Source organism: Cellulomonas fengjieae, from assembly GCF_018388465.1.
In the GTDB taxonomy this organism is placed as follows: Bacteria; Actinomycetota; Actinomycetes; order Actinomycetales; family Cellulomonadaceae; genus Cellulomonas; species Cellulomonas fengjieae.
In genome coordinates this window covers 3,810,872-3,837,649 of record NZ_CP074404.1, presented here as the reverse complement: position 1 = coordinate 3,837,649, position 26,778 = coordinate 3,810,872, and the positions used below count along the sequence as shown (strand labels likewise).

Here is a 26,778-nt window from a genome sequence, read left to right as displayed (position 1 = left end):
CGATGTTAGCGATCACATGACGGGGGACGTGGCCACCGTGATCAGGTGCGGGCTGACTCCCAGCACGCTCGGCTCGGCCTCGACCAGGCGCGAGGACTCGAGCAGGACCTGGCGACGGTCGTCGTCGAGCGCTCCCGCCAGCGGGCGGAGCCAGTGGGCGAGCCCTTCGACGCCCACCGTCTCGCGCACGGCGAGCCCCGCGTCGGTCGCCTCCGCGGCGAGGTCCTCGGGCTGGTGGAAGTACGCGGTCGTGAACCAGCGCGGGTCGCGCGTCGGGTTCTCGTGCATGCCGGTCGCCAGGTCCTGCAGGACCATCGCCCGGAACGCGGGCTCGAACAGGTACGACTGCGCGAGCCCGTCGAACAGGGACGCGAACCGCGAGATCGCCATCGCGATCACCAGGCCGCCGGGGACGACGACGCGCCTCGCCTCCCGCCACGCGGCCAGGCGGTCCGCCCGGTCGGCCAGGTGGTAGAGCGGACCGAACAGCAGGACCGTGTCGTACGACGCGTCCGGCACGGGCAGCGTGCGGGCGTCGCCCACCTCCGCCGTGAACCGCTCGTGCGCACCGAGCTGCTCGGTCGCGCGCGCGACGTGACCGGGCATCAGGTCCACCAGGTGCACGGTGTGCCCGTCGTCGAGCAACCACTCGGCGTGCACCCCCGTCGCGCCGCCGACGTCCAGCACGCGCGACGCCGGCTGCAGGTGGCGGCGGACGATCTCCTGCACGCGGGCGAGCTCCAGCCGGCCGAGGCCCGTGCGCAGGCGCTGGTCCTCGTCGTACACGGTGTCGTAGTGGTGGCGGAGGTCTGTCTGGTCCATCACGGCACGCTAGGAGCGCGCGGCGGCCCGGGTCACGCTGTTAAGTCGCGCACGGTGTTGACCATCAGCAGGCCCCACACCGCCACGGGGGCGAGCGAGGCCAGGACGATCGTGGTCCGCGCCCGGCCCCGGGACGACCATCCGCGCCGTGCCTGCACGATCCCCACGGGCAGGGCCAGCAGCGACGGGACGAGCGCGTACACGAGGAGCGCGACCGCGCCCAGGGCGCCGAACGACTGCGGGTCCTGCACCGCGCTGACCGCGGACGCCACCGCGAGCACCACGCCGACGGCACCGGCGACCGCCAGTGCGAGCGCGACCCAGGACGCAGCGGTGGCCCAGGGGAGTCCTCGCGTGGGCGGCGCCTCGTCAGTCATGCGCCAGACAGTACCGACGGGACGGACCTCCCCCAGCGCCGGTAGACGAGGGCCGCCGTCAGCACGAGCAGCGGCAGCACCACGAGCCCCTCCGGGCGTGCGGCGTGGACGAGCGGGCTGTCGATCACGACGACGTCCGCGGCCAGCAGCGGGAAGGCGACCGCGTTGGCCATCCCGTGCCCGAGCACCGACGGCCAGACGCTGCCGGTGCGGTCGCGGACGACTCCCCAGATCACGGCCATCGCGAGCACCGCGACGGTGAACAGGGGAAGCTGGGCGGCGAGCGGGAGCTCGGTGTACTCGTCGCCCAGCGCGACGATGTACGGCACGTGCCACACGGCCCACAGCGCGCCCACCGTGAGGTGGCGGCGTAGTGCCGGCACGCCGAGCGCCGCGAGCCGGGGCTCGAGGTAGCCCCGCCACCCGAGCTCCTCGAACGCCGCGAACGCGATCCGTGCCACGAGTCCGGTGGCGAACAGCGTGAGGAACCGCTGACCGGCGCCGGGTGGGACGCGCACGTCGCCGGTGAGAGCGCCGAGGACGATCGGCACCGCGAACAGGACGGGGAAGAGCAGCAGGGCGACCGCGTACCAGCCGCGCTCGCGCCCCAGGCGCAGGCCCGCGTCGGCCCAGCCCTCCCGGCCGACCGTGCGCAGGCCGACCGCGAGCAGGAGCGGGCTCAGGACGAACAGGAGGGCGCCGGCACTCGTGGCGGGGTCCGGCGACGACGCCATGACGAGCCCGCCGGCGGTCGACAGGGTGAGGACGCCCACGGCGTAGACGAGCACGCCGCGGCGGCTCGCGGGTCGGCGGGTGCGCGCGGGGGTGGCAGTGGTGGCGGTCATGGTGCGGCTCCTTCGGGTGCGGGCGTGCGGGATCGCCCGGCCGCCGGTCGACGGTCGGTGGTGGTGCGGGTCGGCTCAGTCGGTCAGGTCGGTCAGGTCGGTGAGCAGGTCCTGCGCCCACGCCAGCTCGGCGCGCGCGTGGACCAGCCCGTTGGCGAGGGTCGCCAGCCGCAGACGCATCTCGAGGTTCGGCTCGACGTCCGTGAGGGCCTCCTCGGTGGCCGTCCGCGTCTGGTCGAGCACGGCGGCCAGCTCCCGGGCCTCGTCGGCGCGCTCCTGCAGGACCGCCCGGACCTGGTCGACCCCCAGGCGGCCGACGAAGAAGAGCCGCACGAGGAACGCCTCGCGGGACGGTGCGTACTCGACCGGGGAGGCCAGCCACGCGTCCAGCTCGGCCAGCCCGGCGTCGGTGATCGAGTGCTCGCGGCGGTCCGGCTTGCCCTCCTGGGGGATCGTCTCGACGGAGACCAGGCCGTCGGCCGCCAGGTGGCCCAGGGTCCGGTAGATCTGGGCCTGGTCAGCCGGCCAGAAGTGCGCGACCGACTCCTCCATGTGCTTGCGCAGGTCGTAGCCGGTCATCGGGGCGATCGACAGGAACCCGAGGACCGCGTGCTTCAGTGACATCGACCCACCATAGGGGACTTGTCGCATAGGAGACAAGACATATATCTGGCTACGCGTACCCTCGGCGGAGGCCGGAAGGGGAGGACGATGGGTGGCGTCGTGCGCAGCGAGTACTCCGGCGACGGTCTGGGCGAGGGCGACCTCGCGCGCAGCCCGCTCGAGCAGGTGCGCCGCTGGGTGGCCGCGGCCGAGGCGCGGCAGGCCGAGACGGGCGACGTCCCCGAGCCCACGGCGCTGTCCGTGGCGACGGTCGACGCCGACGGCCGGCCCAACGTGCGCACCGTCCTGCTGCGATTCCTCGACGACCGCGGACCCGGATTCGTGACCGACCTCGGCTCCGCGAAGAGCCGGGAGATCGCCGCGACCGGCGCGGTGGCGGCCGCGCTGACGTGGCCGACGATGTACCGGGCGATCCGGTTCCGCGGCACTGCGGTGCCCGTGGGGCGCGACGAGATCGCCGCCTACTTCGTCGCCCGGCCCTGGGGCTCGCGGATCAGCGCCTGGGCGTCGGACCAGTCGCAGCCGGTCGCGAACCGGGCGGCGCTCGTGGCCGCCTACGAGCGGTACGCCGCGCTCTACCCGGACACCGGCTCCGTCGACGACGTCCCCGTCCCGGACGGGTGGGGCGGGTGGCGGATCGACTGCGACGAGGTCGAGCTGTGGGCGGGCCGGCGCGACCGGCTGCACGACCGGCTCGTGTACGCACGCGTCGGGCCGGGTGGGCTCGGCGCGGCGGACGCCTGGGTCGTGCACCGCCGCCAGCCCTGACTCACAGAGCGCGCACCATCTCGATCTCGGGCCCGATGGAACTCGTGAAGGTGACGCCCGACGGGGCGAAGCCGGCGCGTCGGTAGGCGCCCTGCGCTCGCGCGTTGTCCCGGTGCACGCCGAGAGCCAGCTGGTCGACACCGCGGGCGCGCGACCAGTCGGCGGCGGTCTCGACCAGGCGGTCGATGAGGCCGGTGCCTCGCTGGTCGGGCCGGACGTAGACCCCGACGAGCGCGGCCCGGCTGCGCTCGATGGTGGTGCCGTGGTAGTCCACCGAGCCCGCCCGCTGGACCAGGACGGTGACCGAGCCGACCCAGGTCCCGCCGTCCACGGCGACGAACTGCGCGACCTCGTCCCCGTCGGCCGCGTGGGCGGTGCGGTCGCGGTAGAGCTGGTCCGGCGCGGCCGACGCGTGCTCGAAGGTCTCGAGGAACGCGATGCCGGCCGCCTCGTCCCGTAGGGCGTCCAGCCGCAGGTCGCGCGCGGTCTCCCACTCGTCGGCGCGGACGCGCCGGACCGAGGGGTGGAGCTCGACGTCCTCCGACGACGACGTCCCGGGCCGGTAGTCGCCGAAGCGTGCCCAGTGCAGCCGGACCCGCACGAGGACGATCCCGTCGTCCGCGAGGGACGCCTGGAACCGGGGGAACGCGTCGAGGTAGGCCCGCGCACACGCCTCCCGCTCGGCGCCGACCGGCACGTCGGCGATCCCCTCGCACTGCAGCGTGGTGCGGTCGGCCCCGCCGACGACGACGGCCACGCGGGGGTCGCGGCGGAGGTTGGCGATCTTGCGCGCCGACGCGTGGGAGTCGAAGACGAGGTCGCCGCCGTCCGTGGCGGTCAGGCCGAGGTAGGCCGCCTGCGGGGACCCGTCCGGGCCGATCGTGCTGACGATGCCGTCCTTGCGCGCGCGGACGTACTCGACGAGCTCGTGGCGGTCCATCGCTGCATCGTAGGGGCGGGCACGACCGCAGGGGGACGGACCTTTCGGCCCGTCCCCCTGCGGTCGTGCTCAGCGGGTCGCGCGTCGGCGGGACACCACGAGGGCGGCCACGCCGGCGAGCAGCAGGGTCAGCCCGCCGGCCGCGCCGGCCACCGGCGACCACCCCGTCACCGCGAGCGCGTCGCGCACGACGTTCGCCACGGTCGTCGGCGGCGGGGTCGGCGTCATGGGCGCCGCCGCCGGTGCGGGCGCGTAGGTGATCGCCACCTCGGCGGTCGTCGTGCTGCCCGCCTGGTCGGTCACCTGGTACGTCACCGGCGTCGGGTTGCCCGTGAAGCCGGCAGCCGGCGTGAAGGTGATCGCGCCGGTCGTCGGGTCCACCGTCCAGGTGCCCTCACCGGCGACGACGAGCGTCGTGACGAGCGCGCCGGTGGGGCCGACCAGCCGGACGGACGTCCGGTCGAGGGTGCCGTTGTCGTTGCCGACCGTCGGCACCGTGACGGTGCTGCCCGGAACGTTGCCCTCGCTGCGGTCGTCCGCAGCCTCCGGCACGTAGGTCACCGTGACCAGCGACGTCACCGGGTCGCCCGCGGTGTTGCGCACCTCGTACTGCACGGGCGTCGGGTTGCCGACGAAGCCCGCCACCGGGGCGAAGGTGACGGCGCCGGTCGCGCCGTCGACCGTCCACGTGCCCTCCCCGGCCACGGCCAGCCGCGTGACGCGGGCCCCGGTCGGGCCGACGAGCCGCACGGACGTCCGGTCGAAGCGGCCCGTGTCGTTGCCCAGGACGTCGACGGTCACCGTGCTGCCCAGGACGTTGCCCGCCTTGACGTCGGGGTCGGCCTCCGGCAGGTACGTGACCGTGATCGTCGCGGCTGCGCCGTCGCCCGTGGTGTCCCTGACCTCGTAGTCCACCGGGGTGGGATTGCCGGTGTAGCCCGCCTCGGGGGTGAACGTGACCTTCCCCGTGGTGGGGTCGGCGGTCCAGGTGCCCTCACCGGGCACGACGAGCGTCCGGACCAGGACACCGATCCGGTTGTCGACCAGCATGACCGTGGCCCGGTCCATGTCACCCACGTCGTTGGTCACGACGTCGATGGTGACCACCGAGCCGATCGTGTTGCGCAGGTCGGCGTCGTCGACCGCGGTCGGCAGGTACCCGACGTGGACGACCGTCGGGGCGCTCACGTCACCCGTGACGTCGATGACCTGGTACGTCACCGACGTCGGGTCGACGAGGAAGCCTGCCTCGGGGGTGAACGTGACGGCACCGGTGCCCGCGTCGACGGTCCAGGTGCCCTCGCCGGGGACGGCCAGGCTCGTCACGGGCCTCGTGCCGTCCAGGAGCCGGACCGTCGAGGCGTCGAAGACCCCCGTGTCGTTGGCGAGGACGTCGACCGTGGCGGCGTCCCCGACCAGGTGATCCCAGCTGCCGTCCGTCGCCGTCTGAGGGACGTAGGTGACCGTGACGGTCGCCGTGTCCGTGAGGCCGTTCTCGTCGGTCACCCGGTAGGTCACCGGTGCCGGGTCCACCAGGAAGCCGGGCTCGGGGACGAAGGCGACGCTCCCGTTGGCGACGGTCCAGGTGCCCTCGCCGTCGACGACGAGCTCGGTCACCCAGGTGCCCGCGGTCGTGTCGTGGAGGACGACGCCCGCGACGGGCAGTCCGGCGGTGTCGTTGGTGAGCACGGGGACCGTCACCGGCTCGCCGATGACGTTGCCGAGGTCGTCATCGTCCGTGGCCGTGGGCGGGCCCACGACGGTGACCGTGGCGGTCGCGCTGTCGTTGGTGTCGCCGACGGTGCGGTCGGTCACGCTCGCCGTGTTCGCGAGCACCGTCCCGGCCGGGTCCGACACCGCCTGGGTGTAGACGACGGTGAGGGACTCGCCGACGTCCAGGCCGCGCACGCCGTCGGCCGCGCCGCCCGGGAGGGCGTACGGACGGGCGCAGGTGAGCACGGCAGGCATCGTCCCGCCGATCGCCGTGCCGCACGTGACAGGGCCAGTCTGGAAGCTCGAGCTGGTGGACGCAGCGGCGGACGTGCTGTAGCCGAGGAGGGTCTTGGCGCCCGTGCCGGGCAGGGAGTCGGCGAGGGTGACGGTGTCACCCCGCGTCATCGCCGACGGTCCCGTGTTGGTGACCGTGACGGTCCAGGTGAGGGTCGAGCCGACGGGGGCGACGCCCGACGGCGCACCCGACGGAGTGACGCTCACCTTCTTCGTGACGTCGAGGTCGTAGGCGCAGGGCACCCAGGTGAGCGTGACGGAGCCGCTGTCGCCGGGACCGGTGCCCGTCTCCTGGCCATGCAGCTTCGCCGAGACGTCGGTCGCGGTCGAGGCGACGAAGCTGGACCCGCCGCCGCCGCCACCGCCGGCCACGTCCTTGAGCCCGTCGTCGTCGTTCTGGATCAACGTGGCGGCGCCGGCGCCGCCGCCGAAGTACCCGCCGCCGCCGCCGCCGGCGGCGTCGTAGTTCGGGTCCTCCGCGCCCGCGCCCCCCGCTCCGGCAGCGCCGGCCCCGCCGTTGAGCGTCGGCGTGGTGCTGTGCACACCGCCCGCGCCGCCTGGTTCCGTGGTGGTGGTGCCGCCGCCCTGGCCGCCGCCGGCGGTCAGGCCGACCCGGTCGCGACCATCCGTTCCCGCCACGCCGTTGGCCGTGCGGGCCAGGCTTGTGGGCAGCCCGGCGGCTCCGCCGAACCCAGCGTTCGTGGTCGAGTGCCCGCCGCCGCTGCCGCCGCCGCCGCCCGCAACGACGGCGAGGTCACCGCCGAGAGAGAGGCTGCTGAAGCCGCCGCCGCCCGCACCCGCGTGATCGACCTTCGCTGAGCCGCCCGCCCCGCCGCCGTTCACGCCACCCGCTCCACCGGTCTTCCCGTGGTGCACGTCGCCCCCACCGCCCACCGCGCCGGTGAACTGCATGCCAGGCACGACGGCGAACCGGGCGGTGATGACCGCACCCGCTCCGTTGGAGCCGATGCCGTTCGCCCCGGGGGCGGAGCGCCCGCCCGCCCCGCCGGCGACGTGGGCGTCGACGAAGCACGCACCGTCCGGCACCTCGCCCGCGACCGTCTGCCCGGGGGCGAAGGTCCTCGCACCGGGCGCCGGCGCCGGTGCGGCGGTGGCGGACAGGGGCGCCAGTCCGCCGCCGAGGAGCCCGAGCACCAGCGCGCTCGCGGCGGTGACCGACCCGCGCGTCCGGGAGGAGCTGCGGCGGGTTGCTGCGATCGACCGTCGTCCGGGCGGGGACTGGTGCTGCACGGGGGTTCCTCCAGGCGTGTGGGCGCCGGTCGCACCGACCCGCGTGGCTCGAGGTCGGGGCGGCCGGCCGCAGCGCGGGCGTGGGACGAGGGGGCGTCCGGTGCGTTGCGGTTGCGTGAGGCATCCTGGTGGGCGTCATGAGTCTTCCGTCCCACGTCACAGGGTGATTACTGGGTGTACGGCCGCCAGGCCCCGCTCCTGCACCGGTTGCCACCGGTTCGTCCGATTCGCTCGTCGGCCCCGGCCGACAATCCCGTGGACGGCGTCGCCGGCCCGCTGCCATCGTCGGTCGGATGAGCCAGCTCTGGGACGCCGAGACCGCGCGGCGCTACGACACCCCCGGCGTCGGGATGTTCGCCCCCGAGCTGCTGAGAACGACCGCGGACCGGCTCGCCGCGCTCGCGGACGGCGGTCGCGCGCTCGAGCTCGCCATCGGCACCGGCCGCGTCGCCGTCCCGCTCGCGGAACGCGGGGTGCCGGTGGTGGGCGTCGAGCTGTCGCCGCACATGGTCGACCAGCTGCGCACCAAGGTCGACGAGGCGACGATCCCGGTGGTCCTGGGCGACATGTCGTCCGCGACAGCCCCGGGCAGGTTCAGCCTCGTGTACCTGGTCTTCAACACCATCGGCAACCTGCTGACGCAGGAGGACCAGGTGGCCTGCTTCCGCAACGCGGCGCGCCACCTCCTGCCGGGCGGTGCGTTCGTCATCGAGCTCGGGGTGCCGGACCTGCGCAGGCTCCCGCCCGGGGTGCAGGCCACGGTCTGGCTCGACGAGCCGGGCTACCTCGCCCTCGACACGTACGACGTCCTGAACCAGCAGCTGGTCTCGCACCACTTCCGCTTCGGCGACGGTACCGAGGCGCGGCTGGGGCGCACGCCGCAGCGCTACGTCTGGCCGGCCGAGCTCGACCTCATGGCGCAGCTGGCCGGCTTCGAGCTGGAGAGCAGGGACGCGGACTGGGACGGCGCACCGTTCACCGCGGAGTCCCGCTCGCACGTCTCGGTGTACCGCCTGCCCGGGTGACGCGCACGGGACCCGCGCGCGCCACCCGGTCGTCGGTCAGGAGGCGCGCTCCCACAGGGTGCGGTCGTCCTGGTCACCGTGCCGGCCGTGGCCGTGCCCGGGCCACGGCCGCGGGCGGTCGTCGCCGGGGCCGGAGACACCGTTGATGGCCGACGTGTCCCACGCGAGGCTGTAGGTCGACGCCGCGATCGCCTTGGTCATGATGGCGAGCGCGGTCCGGTTCACGTTGCTCAGGTCGTCCCCGGCCGAGTGGTAGTTCGGGTCGTGGGTGATCCCGGCCGTGCCGCCGAACAGCGCGACCTCCTCGTCGGTCTTGATGTCGTCGGCGCCGGTGAACAGGCCCGACGCCGGGATGCCGTTGAGGATGAACGCCTGGTAGTCGGAGCGCCCGGAGAACTCGGTGTCCACCCACGGCTGCCCCACCGAGTCGAACCAGGTGGTGAGCACGTCCTCGGTGGCCTCCGACCCCGCGGGGACCTCGACCGGTGCGGGATAGGTGGACTGGTCCGCGTCGTAGACGCCGATGATGTAGTTCGGCGAGCCGACCATGTCGTAGTTGAGGTACGTCGCGATGCGGTCGAGCTCGCCCTCCTGCGTCGCGAGCTCGGCCACGTACGCGGTCGACCCCTGCAGCCCGAGCTCCTCGGCGCCCCACCAGGCGAACCGCACGGTGTTGTGGTGCCGGGTGTGCGACTTCGCCAGCTGCACGGCGACCTCGAGGATCGCCGCCGAGCCCGTGCCGTTGTCGTTGATCCCCGGACCCTCCTCGACGCCGTCGAGGTGCGCCCCGAGCATCACGACGTTGTCGTCGCGGCCCTGCCGGGTCTCGGCGATCACGTTGAACGACTCGACGGTCTCGACGTGGCTGCTCAGGTCCAGCGTCACGGTCACAGGACCGGCGGCCAGAGCGGTCGCGAGTGCCTGCCCGTCGGCCTGCCGGATGCCCGCCACGGGGACCTCGACGAGACCCTCGGCGCCGAGCGTGCCGAAGAGCTGGACGTCGGGCACGTTGTTGTAGATCACCACGCCCACCGCGCCGGCGGCCTCGGCGTTGACGGCCTTGTCCCCGAAGGGGCAGACGCCTCGGCTGACCAGCGCGATCCTGCCGGTGACCTCGACCCCGGCCCAGTCGTCGGGCGCGCAGCCGAGCGGGTCGGTCGGTGCCGCCAGGTCCGCGGTCACCCCGCCCGCGGGCGCGTTGGGCGAGAACGCCATCTGGTCGACCTCGTACGCCGTGGCCCCGGCGGTGAGGGTCGCCGTGTCGATGACCTCACGGTCGAACGTGAACGGGTCGCGCTCGGTGCGGTACCCCGCCTTGCGCAGGGTCTTCTCGACGTACCGCGCGCTCGCCTCGTAGCCGGGGGTCAGCGCGGCGCGGTTGCCGCCGTTGCGGTCAGCGATCTGCTGGAGCGCCGCCAGGTGCCCCAGCACGGCCCGCGTGCTGACCTGCTGCGCGAACCTCTCCGGGGTGCCGCCCCGGCCGTGCGCGGCCGCCGGGGACGCCAGGGCGCCGGCGGCGAGGATCGAGATGGACGAGACGAGTGCGACCAGAGTTCGACGTGGTGCCATGCGCGGTCCTCCTCACACGTCGGCGCGGCCGAGGCTGCGCCGGGCCGGGCCCCTGCCGGCCGTGCCTAGACCAGCACAGTTCGCGCACAGGCGGGAGAACGTTCGCCGCGGCAACCGAATGGCTCGTGCGGGCCACGTCCCGATCGGCGACTCTGGTCGAGGCGCTGCGGATGAGCGAGGAGCTGCCGGGCCGATCCGGCGTGCCCGTCTAGGTGCTGACCTCGCGGATCACGTGCCGCGCGTTCGCCGCGAGCACCGGGTTGGTGTCACGGTAGTACGGCAGCTGGACGAGTGCCTGCGCGAGCGCGCGCGCCCGGGCGCGGGTCCAGGTCGTCTCGTCGACGTCGAGCTCGGACCGGAACACCGCCCGCGCGGGCGGGGGCAGGAGGTTCCAGGCGACGCCGAGGTCGAGCGTCGGGTCGCCGGTGCCGATGCCCGCGAAGTCGATCAGCCCGGTCAGGCGGTCGCCGGTGAGCAGCAGGTTGCCGGGCGCGATGTCGCAGTGCACCCACGTGCTGCGCCCGTCCCACTCGGCCGTCGCGAGCGCGTGCTCCCAGACGGCCGTGACCTCGGCGGTGTCGATCTCGTCGGCGACCGCGACGATGTCGCGACGGACCTGTTCGTCGCGGTCGGCCAACGGACCGGCCTTCGGTTTCCCGCCGTCGAGCGGCAGCGCCCGGACCGACCGCACCAGCGCCGCGAGGTCGCGGGCCAGCGCGACGGGCTCGCGCAGCCGGTCCAGGACCGGGTTCACGCCCGGCACCCAGGTCATCACCGACCAGGTCCAGGGGTAGCCGCGCGCGGACGTGCCGACGGCCAGCACGCGCGGGACCGTCACCGGCAGGTGGCCATCGACCCGCGGAAGCCACGTCGCCTCGTGATCCACCGTGCCGCTCGCCCAGTGGATCCGGGGCATCCGGACCACGAGGTCGTCGCCCAGCCGGAACATCGCGTTGTCCGTGCCGCTGGACGCCAAGCGCCGGACGGGCAGGTCGGACCACTGCGGGAACTGGTCGGCCAGGAGGTTCGCGACGAGTGCGACGGGGAGGTCCAGCTCGTCGGCGTGCATGCGGGGAGTCATCGCGAACCAGCCTCCCGCACCGGGCAAGGTGATTGTCTCCCAAGATGCTCAGCATGCTGAGTGTTGGCATCCTGGAGGGATGGAGACCACGAGCGCAGCCCTCGACGCACCTGCCACGTCCCGCGACCGGGTCCGCCAGGCCACGGTCCTCGTGGGCGCGATCATCGCGATCGGCGGAGCCGCCTACGGCTCGGGGGCCTTCGGTGGCCAGCCCGTCGCCGAGGCCGCCGACGGCGCGCTGTCCGCGACCGCCACGCCGCTGGCCCCCGACTCGCCGGCGTTCTCGATCTGGTCGCTGATCTACCTCGGCCTCGCCGTCTTCGCGGTCGCGCAGGCCCTGCCGCGCCAGGGCGCCGACCCCCGGCTGCGGGCGGTGTCGTGGTGGGTGCTGGCCTCGATGCTGCTCAACGCGCTCTGGATCGGGGTCGTGCAGGCGGACAGCGTCGGGGGCAGCGTGGTGGTGATCCTCGCGCTGCTCGCCGTCCTGGCGGTCATCTTCGTCCGGCTCGTCCGTCTCGCGCACACCGGGGCCGTGACCTCCCTGATCACCGACACGACGGTCGGGCTCTACCTCGGCTGGGTCAGCGTGGCGTCGCTCGCGAACACCGCGGCGTTCCTCGCGGTCGCCGGCGTGGGCGAGCTCGGCCTGGGCGCCACGGTGTGGTCGGTCATCGTGCTGGCGGCGGGTGCGGCGCTGTCGGTGGCGTACGCCGTGTTCGGCCGGCGGCGGCCCACCGTGATCGTGCCGATCGGCCTGGCCATGGCGTGGGGGCTCGGCTGGATCGGGCTCGGCCGCACCAACGGACCCCTGGTGGACCAGACGGTCGCGACCGCGGCCTTCGTCGCGGCCGCCGTCGCCCTGCTGGCCCCGGTGATCACCTCCCTCACGGCCCGTTCCCGGTGAAGGCCGGGCCGAGGCCGTCGTCGGTCAGCCGGGCGACGGACTCGGTGGCGTCGTGCTCGGCGGCGATCTCGACGTCCTGCGGCCAGCCGGCGGCGACGAGCTCGCGCCCGCTCGTCGTGTCGCGGATCGTCGCGGCCGGGTCGGGAGTGGCCTGCCACAGCAGCGCCGCGGCGCGCGCCTCGGTCGAGAGGTCGCCGACGCGGGGGATCGCCGCGGCGATCGCACCCGCGCCGAGGTGGTCCTCCAGGCAGGGGCGCAGGCTGCCGTCGGCCCAGCGCTCGCCGGCGGGGACCAGGACCACGTCGTGCGTCGCGTCCGCCGCGAGGTGCTCGTCGACCACCTGGGCGACGGCCGAGGCGTTGCGCACGCAGCCCACGACGACGACGGCGCCCGTGCCCGCCAGCCCGTGCGCGATCGTCGCGCCGTTCGGCGACGGCAGGACCAGCCGCCCGCCGCGAAGGTGACGGAGGGTCGACGGCGAGAGGCTGACCCGTCCGTCGCCGCGCGGGCCGGCCAGCGTGGCGCCGAGGCGCGCGGCCAGCGCCGATGCTCCTGCGGGATCCCGGTACGGGTAGGGATGGACGACGGTGCCCCGCTCGCAGGCCACGGTCACCGCGGTGGAGAACGACAGGACGTCCACCACGACGACCAGGCAGGCCGACCCGTCCGCGCCCAGCAGCGCCCGGGCGCCGGTCAGGCCCCACTCGAGCCGGACCCGGGCCGGTCGCTGGTCGGGTAGCGGCTCGGGCACCAGCCGAGTCTGCCAGCGCCTACGCGGGCGCCGCGAGTGCCTTCTCGACGACCAGCAGCAGCTGGCTGAGCACCTGGTGCGGCGGCGCCGTGCCCGCGCGCAGCTCGCTCCACGCCAGGTAGAGGCTCGACCAGAGCGTGCCCTGCACCCACTCCTGGGTGAGCCGAGCGTCGAGCGTGCCGTCGGCCAGCCCGCGGGCGCAGGCGGCGTCGAGCGACCGGGAGAAGCCGTCCTCGTCACCGCACGCGTCGAGCGAGACCACCTCGGTGAACACCAGCGTCAGCAGGTCCCCGAGCCGCAGGCACTCCTGGCACGCCCGCAGCAACGCGGGGAGCCCGGGCCCCTCGTCCAGGCGTGCGCGGACGGCGGCGTCGGTGAGCCGCACCGCCGCCTCCTGCGTGAGGGCGGCGAGGAGGCCCGCACGCTCCGGGAAGTAGCGGTGCAGCGTGGTGCGGCCGACGTCGGCGGCGTCCGCGATCTGGCCGAGGCTGGCCGTCGGCTCGGTGGCGAGCACGCGGATCGCCGCGTCGAGGATGGCCTTGCGGGTGCGGCCTCGGGCGCCGGTCGCGATGTCGGTGGTCACGTGCCAAAAGTAGCACCGCTGTTCCGTCATGGAACACTCTTGACCGCTACGGAACGGTGATGTTCCACTGGACCCATGGCGACGGACGAGACCCAGCAGCCCCGGGGCGAGCGGCTCCGCATCCTCATCGGCTTCGCGCGGCCGCACCAGCGCGCCCTGCTCCTCGGCCTCGGGCTCAGCCTCGTCGCCACCGCCATGGCGCTGGCGACGCCGATGGTGACCAAGTGGGTGCTCGACTCGCTGTCCGGCGGTCTCAGCCTCGCGGCGCCGATCGCGCTGCTGCTCGGGCTGCTGGTGGTCGGGTCCGTCGTCGGGCTGGCGCAGTGGGTCCTCCTGGGCACCGTCGCGGAGCGGATCGTGCTGGACGCGCGCGAGTCGCTGGTGCGGCACTTCCTGCACGCGACCGTCCCCGCGGTGACCCGACGACCGGTCGGCGAGCTCGTCACGCGGACCACCTCGGACACGGTCCTGCTGCGGGAGGCCGCCTCGTCGAGCCTGGTCAGCCTGGTCAACGGCGTCGTGGCCCTCGTCGGCACGCTGGTGCTGATGGCTGTGCTCGACCTGGTCCTGCTGGCCACCACCATCGGCGCGATCATCGTGGTGAGCATCCTCATGGCGCTGCTGCTGCCGGGGATCGCGACCTCGCAGCAGGCCGCCCAGGAGTCGGTCGGCCGGCTCGGCGGCACGCTCGAGGGGACGCTGCGCGCGGTGCGCACGGTCAAGTCGAGCCGCGCGGAGGAGCGGCAGGCCGAGCGGATCCTGGCCGACGCCCGGGACGCCAAGGAGCACTCGGTGCGCGCGGTGCGCACGACCGCGGTGGCGTGGACCATCTCCTGGGGCGGGATCCAGCTGGCGATCGTGGTGATCCTCGGGCTGGGCGCCTGGCGGGTCTCGCAGGACCTGCTGGCCGTCTCCAGCCTGGTCGCGTTCCTGCTGTACGCGTTCAACATCGTCGGACCGATCACCGACCTCACCCAGAGCTTCACGCAGCTGCAGTCGGGCATCGCGGCGGCCGCCCGGATCCGCGAGGTCACCGACATGGAGAGCGAGGAGGCGGTCGACGGTGCGGTCGTGCTCCCCGACGAGGCTCCCGACGAGGCTCCCGACGAGGCGACGCCGGTGGTCGAGCTCCGCAACGTGACGGCCGCGTACGGCCCGGACGCGGAGCCGGCGGTGCGGGACCTGTCGTTCGCGGTGCCGCGGCGGGGGCACACCGCGCTCGTCGGGCCCTCGGGCGCCGGCAAGACCACCGTGTTCTCTCTCCTGCTGCGCTTCCTCGAGCCGCAGTCGGGCGAGCTGCTGCTGGACGGGCGGCCCTTCGCGGAGATCGGCCATGACCGGCTGCGGTCCCGGTTCGCCTACGTGGAGCAGGAGACGCCGATCGTGCCCGGCTCCATCCGCGACAACCTGCTGTTCAGCGCGCCGGACGCGTCCGGCGAGGACCTCGACCGGGTGCTGGCCGCCGTCCGGCTGGAGGGTGCGTTCGACGCGCTGCCCGACGGGCTGGACACGTCGCTGACCTCGACGTCCGTCTCGGGTGGCCAGCGGCAGCGGATCGCGCTGGCCAGGGCGATCCTCAAGGCGCCCGAGGTGCTGCTGCTCGACGAGGCGACCGCGCAGGTGGACGGGCTGACCGAGTCCGCGATCCACGACTGCATCCGGGACCTGGCCGCACGCGGGGCCGTCGTCACGGTGGCGCACCGGCTGTCCACGGTGCTCGACGCCGACACGATCCTCGTGATGGAGGAGGGCCGGCTGCGCGCCCGCGGGACGCACGAGGAGCTGCTGGAGACCGACGCGCTGTACCGCGACCTGGTGGAGGCCCTGCGCATCGGCGTGGAGCTGCCGGGCCGGGAGAGCGTCCCCGCCTGACCCGGGCCGGGCACCTCGGACGCATATGCAACTGACGGTTGCGCATCGCCACGCCCGCCCCTACCGTGGTGTGCAACCACACGTTGCATATCGCGAAGGAGTCCTCTCATGGAGGTCGGCAGCATCGAGCGGGAGATCTACGTCGACGCACCCCCGGAGACCGTGTTCGAGGTGCTCAGCACCCCCGAGCACATCCGCGAGTGGTGGGGCGGCGCCGAGACCGACCTGACGCCCACGCCAGGATCGGTCGCCGAGATCAGCTGGGGGCGGGGGACGGCCGACGAGCACATCGGACCGCTCACGGTCGTCGAGGCGGATCCGCCTCGCCTGTTCTCGTTCCGATGGACCTATGACGAGGGCGCGGAGGCCGCCACCGCCACGAACTCGCTCCTGGTGACCTTCGAGCTCGTGCCCTCCGACGCGGGAACCCTGCTCCGGCTCACGGAGACCGGGTTCCGGGAGAATGGCTGGGAGGCGGCGGTGCTCGAGGCCGCGTACGACGACCACGTCACGGGTTGGGACCTGTACGTGCCCGCCATCGCCGCGTACGTGGCCCGGCTGGTGGCGACGCCGTGACCGTCGCGGTCGACGACGACCTCTGGTCCGCCGTCGGCGACCCGACCCGCCGCCGCCTGCTCGACCTCCTGCTGACCGAGGGGCCGGGCACCGCGACCACGCTCAGCGAGCACCTGCCGGTGACGCGGCAGGCCGTGGCCAAGCACCTGGTCGTCCTCGACCGAGTGGGCCTGGTGCACGTCACGCCCGCCGGGCGCGAGCGCCGCTACGAGGTCGACGAGGCGCAGCTGGCCCGGGCGGTCGCCCAGCTGTCCGCCGTGGGCGCCACGTGGGACGCCCGGCTGCAGCGGATCACGCGGATCGCGGAGGCGATCCACCGACGCACGACGACCGAGAAGGAGTGAGCGACATGGTGGACATCCTGCACAGGGTGGGGATGAAGGACGCGTCCCCCGACGAGGTGTACGCGGCGCTGACGACGATCGACGGGCTGTCCCGGTGGTGGACGGTGGAGACCACCGGAACCCCCGAGGTGGGCGGCACGGTCTCGTTCGGGTTCGGGACCGACGGGTTCGACATGCTGGTCCGCGAGCAGGTGCCCGGAAAGCGGGTGCTCTGGGAGGTCGTGGAGGGGCCGCCGGAGTGGATCGGTACGACGGTCCGGTGGGACCTCGCGCAGGCCGACGGCTACACGATCGTCCTGTTCGGCCACGAGGGCTGGCGCGAGCCCGTCGACTTCATGGCGCACTGCAGCACCAAGTGGGCCACCTTCCTGATGAGCCTCAAGCAGCTCGTCGAGACGGGGGCCGGATCGCCCGCGCCCGACGACGTCCGGATCTCCGACTGGCACTGAGCCCGGCCGACCCCTCACCCGCCGCCGTGCGCCATCATGGCGCGATGGAGCTCGAGTTCACCGGCGAGATCATCTACTGGCGCGGCCCGTCACCGTTCCACTACGTCCCCGTCCCGGAGCAGGAGAGCGCCGCCATCAAGGCCGTCTCCGCGGAGATCACCTACGGCTGGGGTGTCATCCCGGTGCTCGCCCGGATCGACGACACCGAGTGGGAGACGTCCCTGTTCCCCAAGGACGGGCGCTACCTGGTGCCGGTCAAGGACGCGGTGCGCAAGGCGGAGCTCCTCGACCTGGGCGACGTCGTCACCGTGCGGCTGGTCCTGGGTGGTCCGCGCTGACCCACCCCACCAGCTCCGCGATCGTGCGCGCGATCTCGGTCGGGGTCCGGCCGTCCGTCGCCACGCGGGGCATCCACGCCGGGGCGTCGGCGTGCAGCCGGCGGGCGGCGCGCGCCGACCGCTCGACGTGCGCGGCGAGCTCGTCGCCGGACTCCCGGCCCGCGAGCCGGGCGTCGACGACCTCGTCGGCCGCGGTGAGCAGCACGCCGGAGATCCGCGGCCCGTCGCCCATCGCCGCGGCCAGCTCGTCGGCCTCCAGCACGGACACGGTGTTGGTGTAGACCAGCCGGTGGTACCCCAGCTCGCGGTAGTTTGCCCACACCGCCGCGAGGTTGCGCATGCTCAGCCGGTGCTCCCAGGGCGGCGGCCACGCCAGGTCCAGGGCGTCGCCCTCGATGACCGCGTGCCGCACGTCGGCGTCCCGGAGCAGCGCGTGCAGGGCGTTCGCCACCGACGACTTGCCCACGCCGGAGCGCCCACCGATCACGAGCAGCTCAGATCCGTCCACCCGTCGACCCTCGCACAACCAGCTCCGGGGCGAAGAGCTGCTCCTCGCGCGACGCCTTCTCCCCCCGCATCTGCGCCAGCAGCACGTCCACCGCCGCGCGGCACAGGGCCTCGACCGGCTGGCGCACCGTGGTCAGCGGCGGGTCCGTGAACGCCACGAGGGGGGAGTCGTCGTAGCCGACCACCGACACGTCCTGAGGCACGCGCAGCCCGGCCGAGCGCGCGGCGCGGACGGCGCCGAACGCCATGAGGTCCGAGCCGCACACGAGGGCGGTGTGGCCGGTGGCGAGCAGCTCCGCGGCGGCGGCCTGCCCGCCCTCCGCGGTGAACAGCGACGTGCTCACGTGGACCTCGCCGTCGTCGAGCCCGTGCCGCGCGAGGGCGGCACCGAACGCGGCCACCTTCCTCCGCGCGGGCACGTACCGCTCGGGACCGATCGCCAGCCCGATGCGCCGGTGCCCGAGCGAGACGAGATGGTCGACGGAGAGGTCGACCGCCGCGGCGTCGTCGGTCGAGACGAAGGGCGCGTCGATCTCGGGCGTGTAGCCGTTGACCAGCACGATCGGCACGCCGGAGTTGCGCAGCCGGTGGTACCGGCCGAGGTTGGCCTGGGTGTCGGCATGCAGCCCGGAGACGAACACGATGCCGTTCACGGCGTGGTCCAGGAGCACCTCGACGTACCGGTCCTCGGTGGTGCCGCCCGGCGCCTGCGTGCACAGCAGCGGCGTGAACCGGGCCTCGGACAGCCGCCGCTCGATGGCGTCGGCGAACGCCGGGAACACCGGGTTGGTGAGCTCCGGGACGACCAGGCCGACCAGACCCACCGACTTCGTCGTCAGGGCGGCGGGGCGCTCGAAGCCGAGCAGGTCGAGCGCGGCGAGCACCGCCTGCCGGGTGGCGCCGGAGACGCCCGGGCGGCCGTTGAGCACGCGGGAGACCGTCGCCGTGCTCACCTGCGCCTGTTGCGCGATGTCCGCCAGCCGGGTCTGCACGGGCCGAGCCTACGAGCCCGCGGTCGCTGAGCAGCGGAATCTCGCTGCTCAGGACCTGGCACCCGCGGATATCGTCGGCACATGTCGACTGCCGAGCCCACCGCGTTCCCCACCGACGGCGCCGCCTGGCCGGCGTTCCTGGCCGGCACCGTGGACTCGTCCCTCGACGATGCGCGGGCGCTGCTGGCCCGCCTGAAGGACGGCACGTCGCGCACGACGACCGAGGTCCTCGACCTCTGGAACGACGCGGACATCGCGATCGCCCGCAGCTCGTCGGCGGCGCACCTGCTGTCCGAGGTGCACCCCGACGCCGACCTGCGGGCAGCCGCCGAGGAGCGCGCGCAGGCCGCCGAGGACCTGGTCACGGAGCGGGGGCTGGACCACGAGCTCTGGCAGGTGCTCGCCGCGACCGACGCCGAGGGGCTCGAGCCGGGGGCCGCACGGGTGCGCGAGCACGTGCTGCGCGACTTCCGTCGCGCCGGGGTCGACCGCTCGGCCGAGGACCGCGACCGCCTGCGCGCGCTCGCCCAGCGATGCACGGAGCTCGGGCTGGAGTTCTCGCGCAACATCCGTGACGGGGCACGCAGCGTCCGGGTGGCGCCCGAGCAGCTGGACGGGCTGCCCGACGACTTCCGCGCGGAGCACCCGGCGGGCGAGGACGGTCTGGTCACGCTGACCACCGAGTACCCCGACCTGCTGCCGGTGCGCACGTACGCCACGGACCCGGCGGTCCGGCTCGCGCTGACGTTCGAGCACCAGTGCATCGGGTGGCCGGCCAACTCGCCGATCCTCGCCGAGCTGCTCCGGCTGCGCGCCGAGCGCGCGACGCTGCTGGGCTACCCGGACTGGCCCACCTACGACGCCGAGATCAAGATGATCGGCTCGGGCCAGGCGATCGCCGACCTGATCGAGCGGCTCGACGCGCTGACCGCGGCGCCCGCGGCGCGCGACGTGGACGTCATGCTCGCGCGCTACCGCCAGGACGTGCCCGGGGCAGCTGCGGTGACACCGGCCGACAACCTGTACTACGACCAGATCATCAAGAACGAGCAGTACGACGTGGACTCGCGCGAGGTCCGCGAGTACTTCCGGTACGAGGCCGTGAAGCCGGGCGTGCTGGACGTCGTCTCGCGGCTGTTCGGGATCACCCTGCAGCCGGTCGACGCGCCGACGTGGCACAGCGACGTCGAGGTCTACGACGTCACCGACGACGGACGCGTGATCGGCCGGGTCTACCTGGACATGCACCCCCGTCCCGGCAAGTTCAACCACGCCGCCCAGTTCTCGCTGGTGCCCGGGATCGCCGGCCGGTTCCTGCCCGAGGGCGCGCTGGTCTGCAACTTCCCGACCGGCCTCATGGAGCACGACGACGTCCTGACGTTCTTCCACGAGCTGGGCCACCTGGTGCACGAGGTGCTCGGCGGCCACCAGCCGTGGGCGATGTTCTCCGGGGTCGCCACCGAGTGGGACTTCGTCGAGGCGCCGAGCCAGCTGCTCGAGGAGTGGGGCTGGGACGCCGACGTCCTGGGCTCCTTCGCGACGAACGCGGCCGGCGAGCCCATCCCAGCCGCCCTCGTGGCGCGGATGCGCGCCGCCGACGCGTTCGGCCGCGGGACGTGGACCCGTCGCCAGCTCAACTTCACCGCGCTGTCGTACGGGCTGCACGCCGACCCGCCCGCCGACCTGGCCGCGTACACCGCTGAGATCGACGCCCGGTTCGGTCCGTTCACGCCGATCCCCGACACGCACCAGTACGCCGGCTTCGGCCACCTGGACGGCTACGGGTCGGCCTACTACACCTACCTCTGGAGCCTGATCATCGCCAAGGACCTGCGCACCGGGTTCGCCTCGGGCCTCATGGACCCCGTGGTGGGGCGCGCGTACCGCGACGCGATCCTGGCGCCCGGCGGCTCCGCCGACGCCGCCGAGCTGGTCGAGCGGTTCCTGGGGCGGCCCTCGTCGTTCGACGCGTTCGCGGAGTGGCTCGCGGAGGGCTGACGTCCACTGGGTGGACGAATGTTGATCAGATTGGTTGGGTATAACTACGGTCGCTCCATGACCTTCCCGGCACACCCCGTCGGCCCCGCCGTGTCGCACCGCGACGCCGCCCGGGCGACCGCGTGTTGTCGTCGCGTCATGTGCCCCGGCCGCTAGTCGAGCCGCCCGCACCCCCGCCCGCGCGCTGAGCGGGCCCCTCGTCCCGACCTCTCTTTCCGCCACGCCCCTGTCCCGGGGCGGGCCGCTTCCGCCTACCCCAGGAGACCTCCGTGTCCTTGCTGACCCCGCAACCCACCGTCGACCGGGAGACGTACCGCAGCGTCTTCCGGGAGTACGCCGGCGACGTCATCGTCGTGACGCTCGACGGGACCGACGGCCCGCACGGCTTCACCGCCACGTCGCTCACGTCCGTGTCCGCCCAGCCGCCGATCGTCTCGTTCGTCATCAACGAGGCCTCCTCCAGCTGGCCCGCCCTGCGGGAGGCGCCGACGGCGGTGATCAACCTGCTGGACGCCTCGCACACCGACATCGCCCGCACGTTCGCCACGCACGGCGCCGACCGGTTCGGCGCGGCGACCCCGTGGCACCGGCTGGACAGCGGCGAGCCCGTCCTCACGCTCGCGCCCATCGCGCTGCGCGTCGAGATCACCCACCGCATCCCCGCCGGTGAGCAGCACGTGGTCCTGGCGCAGGTCAGCCAGGTGCGCGTCGTCGGCACGCGCGAGCCGCTCCTGTACTGGGCCGGCGACTACCGACGGATCGCGTCGTGAACCGCCGCCTCGCGTCCGTCGCGACGCTGCTGGCCGTGGCCGCGCTCGCAGCCGGGTGCTCCTCGGCCTCCGCCACCACCGACCCCGACGAGCCGGTGACCCTGCGCTACCAGGGCAGCGCGAGCCAGGTGACGTTCCCGGAGCTGGCCGAGGACCTGGGCTACCTCGAGGACGTCACGCTCGAGTGGGTGGGCGACACGACGAGCGGGCCGCAGGACATCCAGTCGGCCGCCACTGGGCAGACCGACTTCGGTGGGGCGTTCAACGGCGCGATCACCAAGCTCGTCGCCGCCGGGTCGCCCATCACGTCGGTCATCGGCTACTACGGGTCCGACGACGTCGCGTTCAACGGCTACTACGTGCTCGAGGACAGCCCGATCAGCACCGCCGAGGACCTCATCGGCAAGAAGGTCGGGATGAACACCCTCGGTGCGCACCACGAGTTCGTGGTCCGGGAGTGGCTGTCCTCCGAGGGACTCACGGCGGACCAGGTCGCATCGGTCCAGCTCGTCGTGGTGCCGCCGGTGTCCACCGAGCAGGCGCTGCGCGAGGGGCAGATCGACGTCGGCACCCTCGGCGGCGTCTTCCGGGACAGCGCCCTGGAGCGCGGCGGGCTGCGGCCCCTGTTCACGGACACGTCGCTGTACGGGGAGTTCACCTACGGCTCCTACGTGTTCCGGGACGACTTCATCGCCAGGAACCCCGAGGCGGTCGCGGACTTCGTGCAGGGGGTCGCCCGCGCGATCCGCTGGACGCAGACCAACCCCCGGGAGGTCGTGATCGACCGCTTCGAGTCGATCATCGAGGGGCGTGGCCGCGAGGAGAACACCGACCTCGTGCAGTACTGGAAGAGCGCCGGGGTCGCCGGACCGGGGGGCGTCATCGACCCGAAGGAGATCTCCATCTGGGTCGACTGGCTGGTCCGCGAGGGCACGCTCGAGGAGGGCCAGATCGACCCGGAGGACCTGTACACCAACAAGTACAACCCCTACAGCAACGGCACCTTCGACCCGGCGAGCGGCCCGGACGGCGAGGTGACGTCATGACCGCGGCACTGGTGCTGGACGGCGTCCGGAAGGACTTCGTGGTGCGCGACGAGGGCCGCAGCGCCCGGTTCACCGCCGTGCAGGACGTCGACCTGGAGGTGCCCGACGGGCAGTTCCTCGCCGTCGTCGGGCCGAGCGGCTGCGGCAAGTCGACGCTGCTGGACCTCGTCGCGGGGCTCACGACGCCGACCGCCGGACGCATCCTGCTGCACGGGCGACCCGTCACCGGACCCGCGACCGACCGCGCCGTCGTCTTCCAGCAGTACGCGCTGCTGCCCTGGCGCACCGCCCGCAAGAACGTCGAGCTCGGGCTCGAGTCGGTGGGGGTCCCCCGTCGGCAGCGCGGGCGGCTGGCCGACGAGCACCTGGACCTGGTCGGCCTGACGGGGTTCGCGGACCGGTACCCGCACGAGCTGTCGGGCGGCATGAAGCAGCGGGTGGCCATCGCCCGGGCGCTCGCGGTCGACCCGCGGGTGCTGCTCATGGACGAGCCGTTCGCCGCGCTCGACGCCCAGACGCGGGAGTCCCTGCAGGACGAGCTGCTGCGGATCTGGCGGGCCACCGGCAAGACGGTCGTGTTCATCACGCACGGCATCGACGAGGCCGTGTACCTCGGTCAGCGGGTCGCGGTCATGTCACCACGGCCCGGCCGGATCAGCGACCTGATCGACATCGACCTCGACCCGGTGCCGGGCGAGGACGTCCGGTCCGACCCGGCGTTCGGCCGCCTCCGGCACCGCGTCTGGTCCGCCCTGCGGCAACCGACCCGGCAGCAACCCACCCGGCAGCAACCCACCGCCCACGCCCGGGAGGCCGCCCATGTCTAGCTCCACGCTCGCCAGGACCGCACCGTCGCTCGACCCCGCGCCCGAGGACTACCGGCGACGCGCCGGCCTCAGCCTCGACGCGCACCGGCCGGCCCGGCTCCGTCCGGCGCTCGGCAGGCTGCTGCGGGGCAGTGCCGCGATCCTGGCCTTCGCGGCCCTCTGGGAGGTCGCCCCCCGGGTCGGGCTCGTCGACCGCGTGTTCCTGCCACCGCTCAGCACGTCGCTCGCCGCCCTGGGGGACCTGCTGGGCAGCGGGCAGCTGGCCGAGCACCTCCGGGCCAGCCTCACGCGTGCACTGGTGGGGCTGGGCATCGCGCTCGCCACGGCGATCCCGCTCGGTGCGCTGATCGGCCGCTCGCCCTCGGTCGCCCGGTTCCTCAACCCCGTCCTGGAGCTGTTCCGCAACACCGCCGCGCTCGCGCTCCTGCCGGTCTTCGTGCTGATCCTCGGCATCGGGGAGACGTCCAAGATCGCGCTGGTGGTGTACGCGTGCTTCTTCCCGGTGCTGCTCAGCACCATCACGGGCGTGCGCACGGTCGACCCGCTGCTGCTCAAGTCCGCCCGGTCGCTGGGACTGCGTCCGCTGCAGCTGTTCACCAAGGTGACCCTGCCGGCCGCGGTGCCCACGATCTTCACCGGCGTCCGCATGGCTGGGGCGGCCTCGATCCTCGTGCTCGTCGCCGCGGAGATGGTCGGGGCCCGTGCGGGCCTCGGCTACCTGGTCACCGCCGCCCAGCAGAACTTCCAGATCCCCGCCGTGTACGCCGGGATCATCACGATCGCGCTCGTCGGGCTGTCGATCAACGCCGTCCTCCTGCTCGCCGAGCGACGCCTGTCGCGCTGGCGCCCCACCTCCTGACCCTGGAGCCCTCATGACCACCCGCACCCTGCACCTGAACGCGTTCCTCATGGGCGTCGGCCACCACGAGGCGGCCTGGCGCCACCCGCGCGTCGACCCGTCCCGCGCGCTGGACGTCGCCCACTACGTGGAGCTCGGCCAGATCGCCGAGCGTGGTCGCCTCGACTCGGTGTTCTTCGCCGACGGCCTGGCGGTCGGACCGAACGTCCAGCGCAACACCCAGGCGGTCTTCGAGCCGATCACGCTGCTGACAGCCATCGCCGGGGCGACATTGCACATCGGCCTCATCGCGACCGCGTCCACCAGCTACAACGAGCCGTACACCCTGGCCCGGGCGTTCGCGTCGCTCGACCGGATCAGCGGCGGCCGCGCCGGCTGGAACATCGTGACCTCCGGGACGGACGCGGAGGCGGCCAACTTCGGCCTCGACAAGGTGCGCGCGCACGCCGACCGCTACGGGCGCGCCACCGAGTTCCTCGACGTCGCCCTCGCCCTGTGGGACTCGTGGGAGGCGGACGCCATCCGGCTCGACGCGGCGGACGGGGTGTTCGCGGACGCCACCAAGGTGCACCGCGCCGACCACGCGGGGGAGCACTTCCGCGTGGCCGGCCCGCTCAACGTCCCGGGATCGCCACAGGGCCGGCCCCTGCTGGTGCAGGCAGGCTCGTCGGAGTCGGGCAAGGTGTTCGCCGCGCGGTACGCCGAGGCGGTGTTCACGGCGCAGCGGACGCTGGCCGAGGGGCAGGCGTTCTACGGGGACCTCAAGGGCCGGCTGGCCGCCTACGGCCGCCGCCCCCAGGACCTGGCGGTGCTGCCCGGCATCGTCCCGTTCATCGCCCCCACCACGCAGGAGGCGCGGGCCCTCGAGCAGGAGTTCACCGACCTCATCTCCCCGGACTACGCGCTGCGGCAGCTGTCCGGGATGCTCGGCCTCGACCTCACCGACCACCCGCTCGACTCGCCGCTCCCCCCGATCCCGCCCATCGACTCCATCGAGGGCAACAAGAGCCGCTACCAGCTGGTGCGCGACCTCGCGGAGGGCGAGAACCTGACCGTCCGCGAGCTCATCGCGCGCCTGGGCGGGGGTCGCGGGCACCGGACGTTCGCCGGCACCCCCACCGAGGTGGCCGACGAGATCCAGACGTGGTTCGAGCAGGGTGCCGCCGACGGCTTCAACGTCATGCCGCCGTACCTGCCCGGCGGGCTCGACGTGTTCGTCGACACGGTGGTGCCGATCCTGCAGGACCGCGGGCTGTTCCGGCGGGAGTACGAGGGGACGACGCTGCGGGCGAACCTCGGACTGGAGCCGCACGTCAACCGGCACTCCTCCGGGCTGGTGACGGCGGCGCTCTCTGCCGGGTGACGGCGGCGGACGGGGCGGGGAGGCCGTACGGTGCTGAGGTCGCCGTCCAGCACACCGAGGAGCACCGATGCAGCTCGCCCTACCGTTCGCCGAGGCGATGGCCATCGCCGTGGCCCGGGAACCGCTCCCGCCGATGGTGCAGGCGCTGCGCTGCGAGGGCTCGACGATCCACGCCGAGATCGACCTGCGCGCGATCCCCGACCCGTCCACCGGTGTGCGCCTCGCCGCGGCGGCGGCCGGCACCGTCGCCGTCACCGTCCGGTTCGCCGACTACTCCGCGGGGATGGTGACCCTCGTGGTGACGGCGCACGCGAGGGCCCTGCCCGCGCACAAGCTCGTGCCGTACCTCGTCGGTCCGATCAACACCGCGCTGCAGGCCCGGGGCCTGCCGCCGGGCCTGGTCGAGGTGCAGCGCGGCGAGTCGGAGCCCTGGGTCGTGATCGCCGTCCAGCGCGCGATCTCGACCAAGGTCGACGGCGTGACGCTCACCGGCCTCGCGCTGCGGGACGCCGTCATCCACGTCGAGGCGACGGTGGGTTCCCTGCGCGTGCACTGACCACCCGAGAGGACCCGCCATGGCCCGCACCGTCCAGCTCCGCCGGTACCACCTCAAGCCGCACCTGGTCGACGAGTTCCTGGCGTGGTGGCCGGCGCTCCTCGTGCCCGCGCGGGCCGAGTTCGGGTTCACCGTGGAGTCCGCCTACCTCGACCGCGCGGCGGCAGAGTTCACCTGGGCGGTCAGCGCCGAGGGTTCACCGGAGGAGTTCGGGCGGCTCGAGCAGGCGTGGATGGCCTCGCCCGAGCGCGCGGTCGTGTTCGAGGGGGTCACCGGCTGGAACGACTCCGCCGAGATCGCGCTCGTCGAGCGGCTGGTCTGACCGCCGGGCCGACTCGAGCGCCAGGTGCCTGCGCCCCCAGTGGCACCCGAGGGCGGTCAGTCGAAGAGCTCGTCGAGGAAGCTCTTGCGCTTCTTCTTCTTGTAGTAGTCGTCGCGGTCGCCCCGGTAGCGGTCGTCACGGTCTCGATCACGGTCTCGATCACGGTCCCGGTCGCCTCCGTAGCGGTCGTCCTCGGGGTACCGCGCGGGAGCGGGCGCCGTGGCCTGGGGCGAGCCGTAGAAGGCGGCCTCCGCGTCGGTGAGGCGCTCGAGCTCGCCCCGGTCCAGGAAGATGCCGCGGCATCCGGTGCACTGGTCGATGGTCACACCGTTGCGCTCGTAGGCGCGCATGTCCGAGCCGCACTTGGGGCAGACGAGCGGGTTCATGGGGTCTCCGTCCGGATGGGTGGCCG

Annotated in this window: 29 protein-coding genes; 16 read left to right on the top strand and 13 right to left on the bottom strand. The window is 73.6% G+C overall.

The window, feature by feature from the left end; genetic code table 11:
• Positions 1 to 12 precede the first annotated feature (12 nt).
• The 4 genes from KG102_RS17990 to KG102_RS17975 all read right to left on the bottom strand — a co-directional run bounded on the left by KG102_RS17990 (position 13) and on the right by KG102_RS17975 (position 2,668).
• Positions 13 to 822, bottom strand: a complete 810-nt coding sequence (locus KG102_RS17990) for a class I SAM-dependent methyltransferase (RefSeq protein WP_208214770.1) — start codon at positions 820 to 822, stop codon at positions 13 to 15.
• 32 nt (positions 823 to 854) lie between these two features.
• A complete protein-coding gene (locus KG102_RS17985; protein ID WP_208214771.1) occupies positions 855 to 1,199 on the bottom strand; it encodes a hypothetical protein in 345 nt (114 codons plus the stop codon).
• Positions 1,196 to 2,044, bottom strand: a complete 849-nt coding sequence (locus tag KG102_RS17980) for a CPBP family intramembrane glutamic endopeptidase (RefSeq protein ID WP_208214772.1) — start codon at positions 2,042 to 2,044, stop codon at positions 1,196 to 1,198. Before KG102_RS17980 ends, KG102_RS17985 begins: the two co-directional genes overlap by 4 nt.
• A 75-nt stretch (positions 2,045 to 2,119) precedes the next feature.
• Entirely contained in the window at positions 2,120 to 2,668 is a 549-nt protein-coding gene (locus KG102_RS17975; protein WP_208290172.1) for a PadR family transcriptional regulator, read from the bottom strand.
• An 87-nt stretch (positions 2,669 to 2,755) separates the two neighbouring features.
• Here KG102_RS17975 and pdxH point away from each other — a divergent pair, with 87 nt between their 5' ends.
• The gene (gene pdxH / locus KG102_RS17970) at positions 2,756 to 3,436 is read left to right on the top strand and encodes a pyridoxamine 5'-phosphate oxidase (protein ID WP_208214774.1); all 681 of its coding nucleotides are present in this window, start codon (positions 2,756 to 2,758) and stop codon (positions 3,434 to 3,436) included.
• 1 nt (position 3,437) lies between these two features.
• On the opposite strand, the gene KG102_RS17965 is transcribed toward pdxH, so the two are convergent.
• Both KG102_RS17965 and KG102_RS17960 read right to left on the bottom strand, forming a co-directional pair.
• The gene (locus KG102_RS17965; protein ID WP_208214775.1) at positions 3,438 to 4,376 is read right to left on the bottom strand and encodes a GNAT family N-acetyltransferase; all 939 of its coding nucleotides are present in this window, start codon (positions 4,374 to 4,376) and stop codon (positions 3,438 to 3,440) included.
• A 69-nt stretch (positions 4,377 to 4,445) separates the two neighbouring features.
• A complete protein-coding gene (locus KG102_RS17960) occupies positions 4,446 to 7,634 on the bottom strand; it encodes an Ig-like domain-containing protein (protein WP_208290173.1) in 3,189 nt (1,062 codons plus the stop codon).
• Positions 7,635 to 7,927: 293 nt separating this feature from the next.
• Here KG102_RS17960 and KG102_RS17955 point away from each other — a divergent pair, with 293 nt between their 5' ends.
• Positions 7,928 to 8,659 (top strand): class I SAM-dependent methyltransferase, encoded by a 732-nt coding sequence (locus tag KG102_RS17955; RefSeq protein ID WP_208214777.1) that lies wholly within the window; start codon positions 7,928 to 7,930, stop codon positions 8,657 to 8,659.
• 36 nt (positions 8,660 to 8,695) lie between these two features.
• Here KG102_RS17955 and KG102_RS17950 read toward each other — a convergent pair whose 3' ends face one another.
• Both KG102_RS17950 and KG102_RS17945 read right to left on the bottom strand, forming a co-directional pair.
• Positions 8,696 to 10,228, bottom strand: a complete 1,533-nt coding sequence (locus tag KG102_RS17950; protein WP_208214778.1) for a M20/M25/M40 family metallo-hydrolase — start codon at positions 10,226 to 10,228, stop codon at positions 8,696 to 8,698.
• Between the two features lie 208 nt (positions 10,229 to 10,436).
• Positions 10,437 to 11,309 carry an aminoglycoside phosphotransferase family protein gene (locus KG102_RS17945; RefSeq protein WP_208214779.1) on the bottom strand — a complete coding sequence of 291 codons (873 nt, stop codon included), beginning with the start codon at positions 11,307 to 11,309 and terminating at the stop codon, positions 10,437 to 10,439.
• A 79-nt stretch (positions 11,310 to 11,388) separates the two neighbouring features.
• Between KG102_RS17945 and KG102_RS17940 the strand changes: the two genes are divergently transcribed.
• Complete coding sequence (locus tag KG102_RS17940) at positions 11,389 to 12,213, top strand: tryptophan-rich sensory protein (RefSeq protein WP_208214780.1); 825 nt, start codon at positions 11,389 to 11,391, stop codon at positions 12,211 to 12,213.
• On the opposite strand, the gene KG102_RS17935 is transcribed toward KG102_RS17940, so the two are convergent.
• Positions 12,194 to 12,964, bottom strand: a complete 771-nt coding sequence (locus KG102_RS17935) for a 2-phosphosulfolactate phosphatase (protein ID WP_249667390.1) — start codon at positions 12,962 to 12,964, stop codon at positions 12,194 to 12,196. The genes KG102_RS17940 and KG102_RS17935 overlap by 20 nt on opposite strands.
• A 19-nt stretch (positions 12,965 to 12,983) precedes the next feature.
• Positions 12,984 to 13,547 carry a TetR/AcrR family transcriptional regulator gene (locus tag KG102_RS17930; RefSeq protein WP_249667389.1) on the bottom strand — a complete coding sequence of 188 codons (564 nt, stop codon included), beginning with the start codon at positions 13,545 to 13,547 and terminating at the stop codon, positions 12,984 to 12,986.
• Between the two features lie 75 nt (positions 13,548 to 13,622).
• Here KG102_RS17930 and KG102_RS17925 point away from each other — a divergent pair, with 75 nt between their 5' ends.
• The 5 genes from KG102_RS17925 to KG102_RS17905 all read left to right on the top strand — a co-directional run bounded on the left by KG102_RS17925 (position 13,623) and on the right by KG102_RS17905 (position 17,126).
• Complete coding sequence (locus tag KG102_RS17925) at positions 13,623 to 15,419, top strand: ABC transporter ATP-binding protein (protein ID WP_208290175.1); 1,797 nt, start codon at positions 13,623 to 13,625, stop codon at positions 15,417 to 15,419.
• Between the two features lie 108 nt (positions 15,420 to 15,527).
• Positions 15,528 to 15,995, top strand: a complete 468-nt coding sequence (locus tag KG102_RS17920; RefSeq protein ID WP_208290176.1) for an SRPBCC family protein — start codon at positions 15,528 to 15,530, stop codon at positions 15,993 to 15,995.
• A complete protein-coding gene (locus KG102_RS17915) occupies positions 15,992 to 16,339 on the top strand; it encodes an ArsR/SmtB family transcription factor (protein ID WP_208214784.1) in 348 nt (115 codons plus the stop codon). The genes KG102_RS17920 and KG102_RS17915 overlap by 4 nt, the downstream gene beginning before the upstream one ends.
• A gap of 5 nt (positions 16,340 to 16,344) precedes the next feature.
• On the top strand, positions 16,345 to 16,788 hold the full coding sequence (locus KG102_RS17910; RefSeq protein ID WP_208290177.1) for an SRPBCC family protein: 444 nt from the start codon (positions 16,345 to 16,347) through the stop codon (positions 16,786 to 16,788).
• A gap of 44 nt (positions 16,789 to 16,832) precedes the next feature.
• Positions 16,833 to 17,126, top strand: a complete 294-nt coding sequence (locus tag KG102_RS17905; RefSeq protein ID WP_208290178.1) for a DUF1905 domain-containing protein — start codon at positions 16,833 to 16,835, stop codon at positions 17,124 to 17,126.
• Here the strand turns inward: KG102_RS17905 and KG102_RS17900 are convergent.
• Both KG102_RS17900 and KG102_RS17895 read right to left on the bottom strand, forming a co-directional pair.
• On the bottom strand, positions 17,092 to 17,634 hold the full coding sequence (locus KG102_RS17900; RefSeq protein WP_208290179.1) for an AAA family ATPase: 543 nt from the start codon (positions 17,632 to 17,634) through the stop codon (positions 17,092 to 17,094). The two genes, KG102_RS17905 and KG102_RS17900, sit on opposite strands and share 35 nt — an antisense overlap.
• On the bottom strand, positions 17,621 to 18,625 hold the full coding sequence (locus KG102_RS17895; protein ID WP_208290180.1) for a LacI family DNA-binding transcriptional regulator: 1,005 nt from the start codon (positions 18,623 to 18,625) through the stop codon (positions 17,621 to 17,623). The genes KG102_RS17900 and KG102_RS17895 overlap by 14 nt, the downstream gene beginning before the upstream one ends.
• Before the next feature lie 81 nt (positions 18,626 to 18,706).
• Between KG102_RS17895 and KG102_RS17890 the strand changes: the two genes are divergently transcribed.
• The 8 genes from KG102_RS17890 (at position 18,707) to KG102_RS17855 (ending at position 26,366) form a co-directional block, all read left to right on the top strand.
• Positions 18,707 to 20,623, top strand: a complete 1,917-nt coding sequence (locus tag KG102_RS17890) for a M3 family metallopeptidase (RefSeq protein ID WP_208290181.1) — start codon at positions 18,707 to 18,709, stop codon at positions 20,621 to 20,623.
• A gap of 269 nt (positions 20,624 to 20,892) precedes the next feature.
• Positions 20,893 to 21,393, top strand: coding sequence for a flavin reductase family protein (locus tag KG102_RS17885; protein WP_208214790.1), 501 nt, complete (start codon positions 20,893 to 20,895; stop codon positions 21,391 to 21,393).
• A complete protein-coding gene (locus KG102_RS17880; protein ID WP_208290182.1) occupies positions 21,390 to 22,439 on the top strand; it encodes an ABC transporter substrate-binding protein in 1,050 nt (349 codons plus the stop codon). Before KG102_RS17885 ends, KG102_RS17880 begins: the two co-directional genes overlap by 4 nt.
• Positions 22,436 to 23,266: an ABC transporter ATP-binding protein gene (locus KG102_RS17875; protein WP_208214792.1), complete on the top strand. Its 831-nt coding sequence runs from the start codon at positions 22,436 to 22,438 to the stop codon at positions 23,264 to 23,266. The genes KG102_RS17880 and KG102_RS17875 overlap by 4 nt, the downstream gene beginning before the upstream one ends.
• Entirely contained in the window at positions 23,259 to 24,125 is an 867-nt protein-coding gene (locus KG102_RS17870) for an ABC transporter permease (protein ID WP_208290183.1), read from the top strand. The genes KG102_RS17875 and KG102_RS17870 overlap by 8 nt, the downstream gene beginning before the upstream one ends.
• Positions 24,126 to 24,138: 13 nt before the next feature.
• Complete coding sequence (locus KG102_RS17865; protein ID WP_208290184.1) at positions 24,139 to 25,488, top strand: LLM class flavin-dependent oxidoreductase; 1,350 nt, start codon at positions 24,139 to 24,141, stop codon at positions 25,486 to 25,488.
• A 67-nt stretch (positions 25,489 to 25,555) separates the two neighbouring features.
• Complete coding sequence (locus KG102_RS17860) at positions 25,556 to 26,044, top strand: hypothetical protein (RefSeq protein ID WP_208290185.1); 489 nt, start codon at positions 25,556 to 25,558, stop codon at positions 26,042 to 26,044.
• 19 nt (positions 26,045 to 26,063) lie between these two features.
• A complete protein-coding gene (locus KG102_RS17855; protein WP_208290186.1) occupies positions 26,064 to 26,366 on the top strand; it encodes a hypothetical protein in 303 nt (100 codons plus the stop codon).
• Positions 26,367 to 26,422: 56 nt separating this feature from the next.
• Here KG102_RS17855 and KG102_RS17850 read toward each other — a convergent pair whose 3' ends face one another.
• On the bottom strand, positions 26,423 to 26,752 hold the full coding sequence (locus tag KG102_RS17850; protein WP_208214797.1) for a TFIIB-type zinc ribbon-containing protein: 330 nt from the start codon (positions 26,750 to 26,752) through the stop codon (positions 26,423 to 26,425).
• Positions 26,753 to 26,778 lie beyond the last annotated feature (26 nt).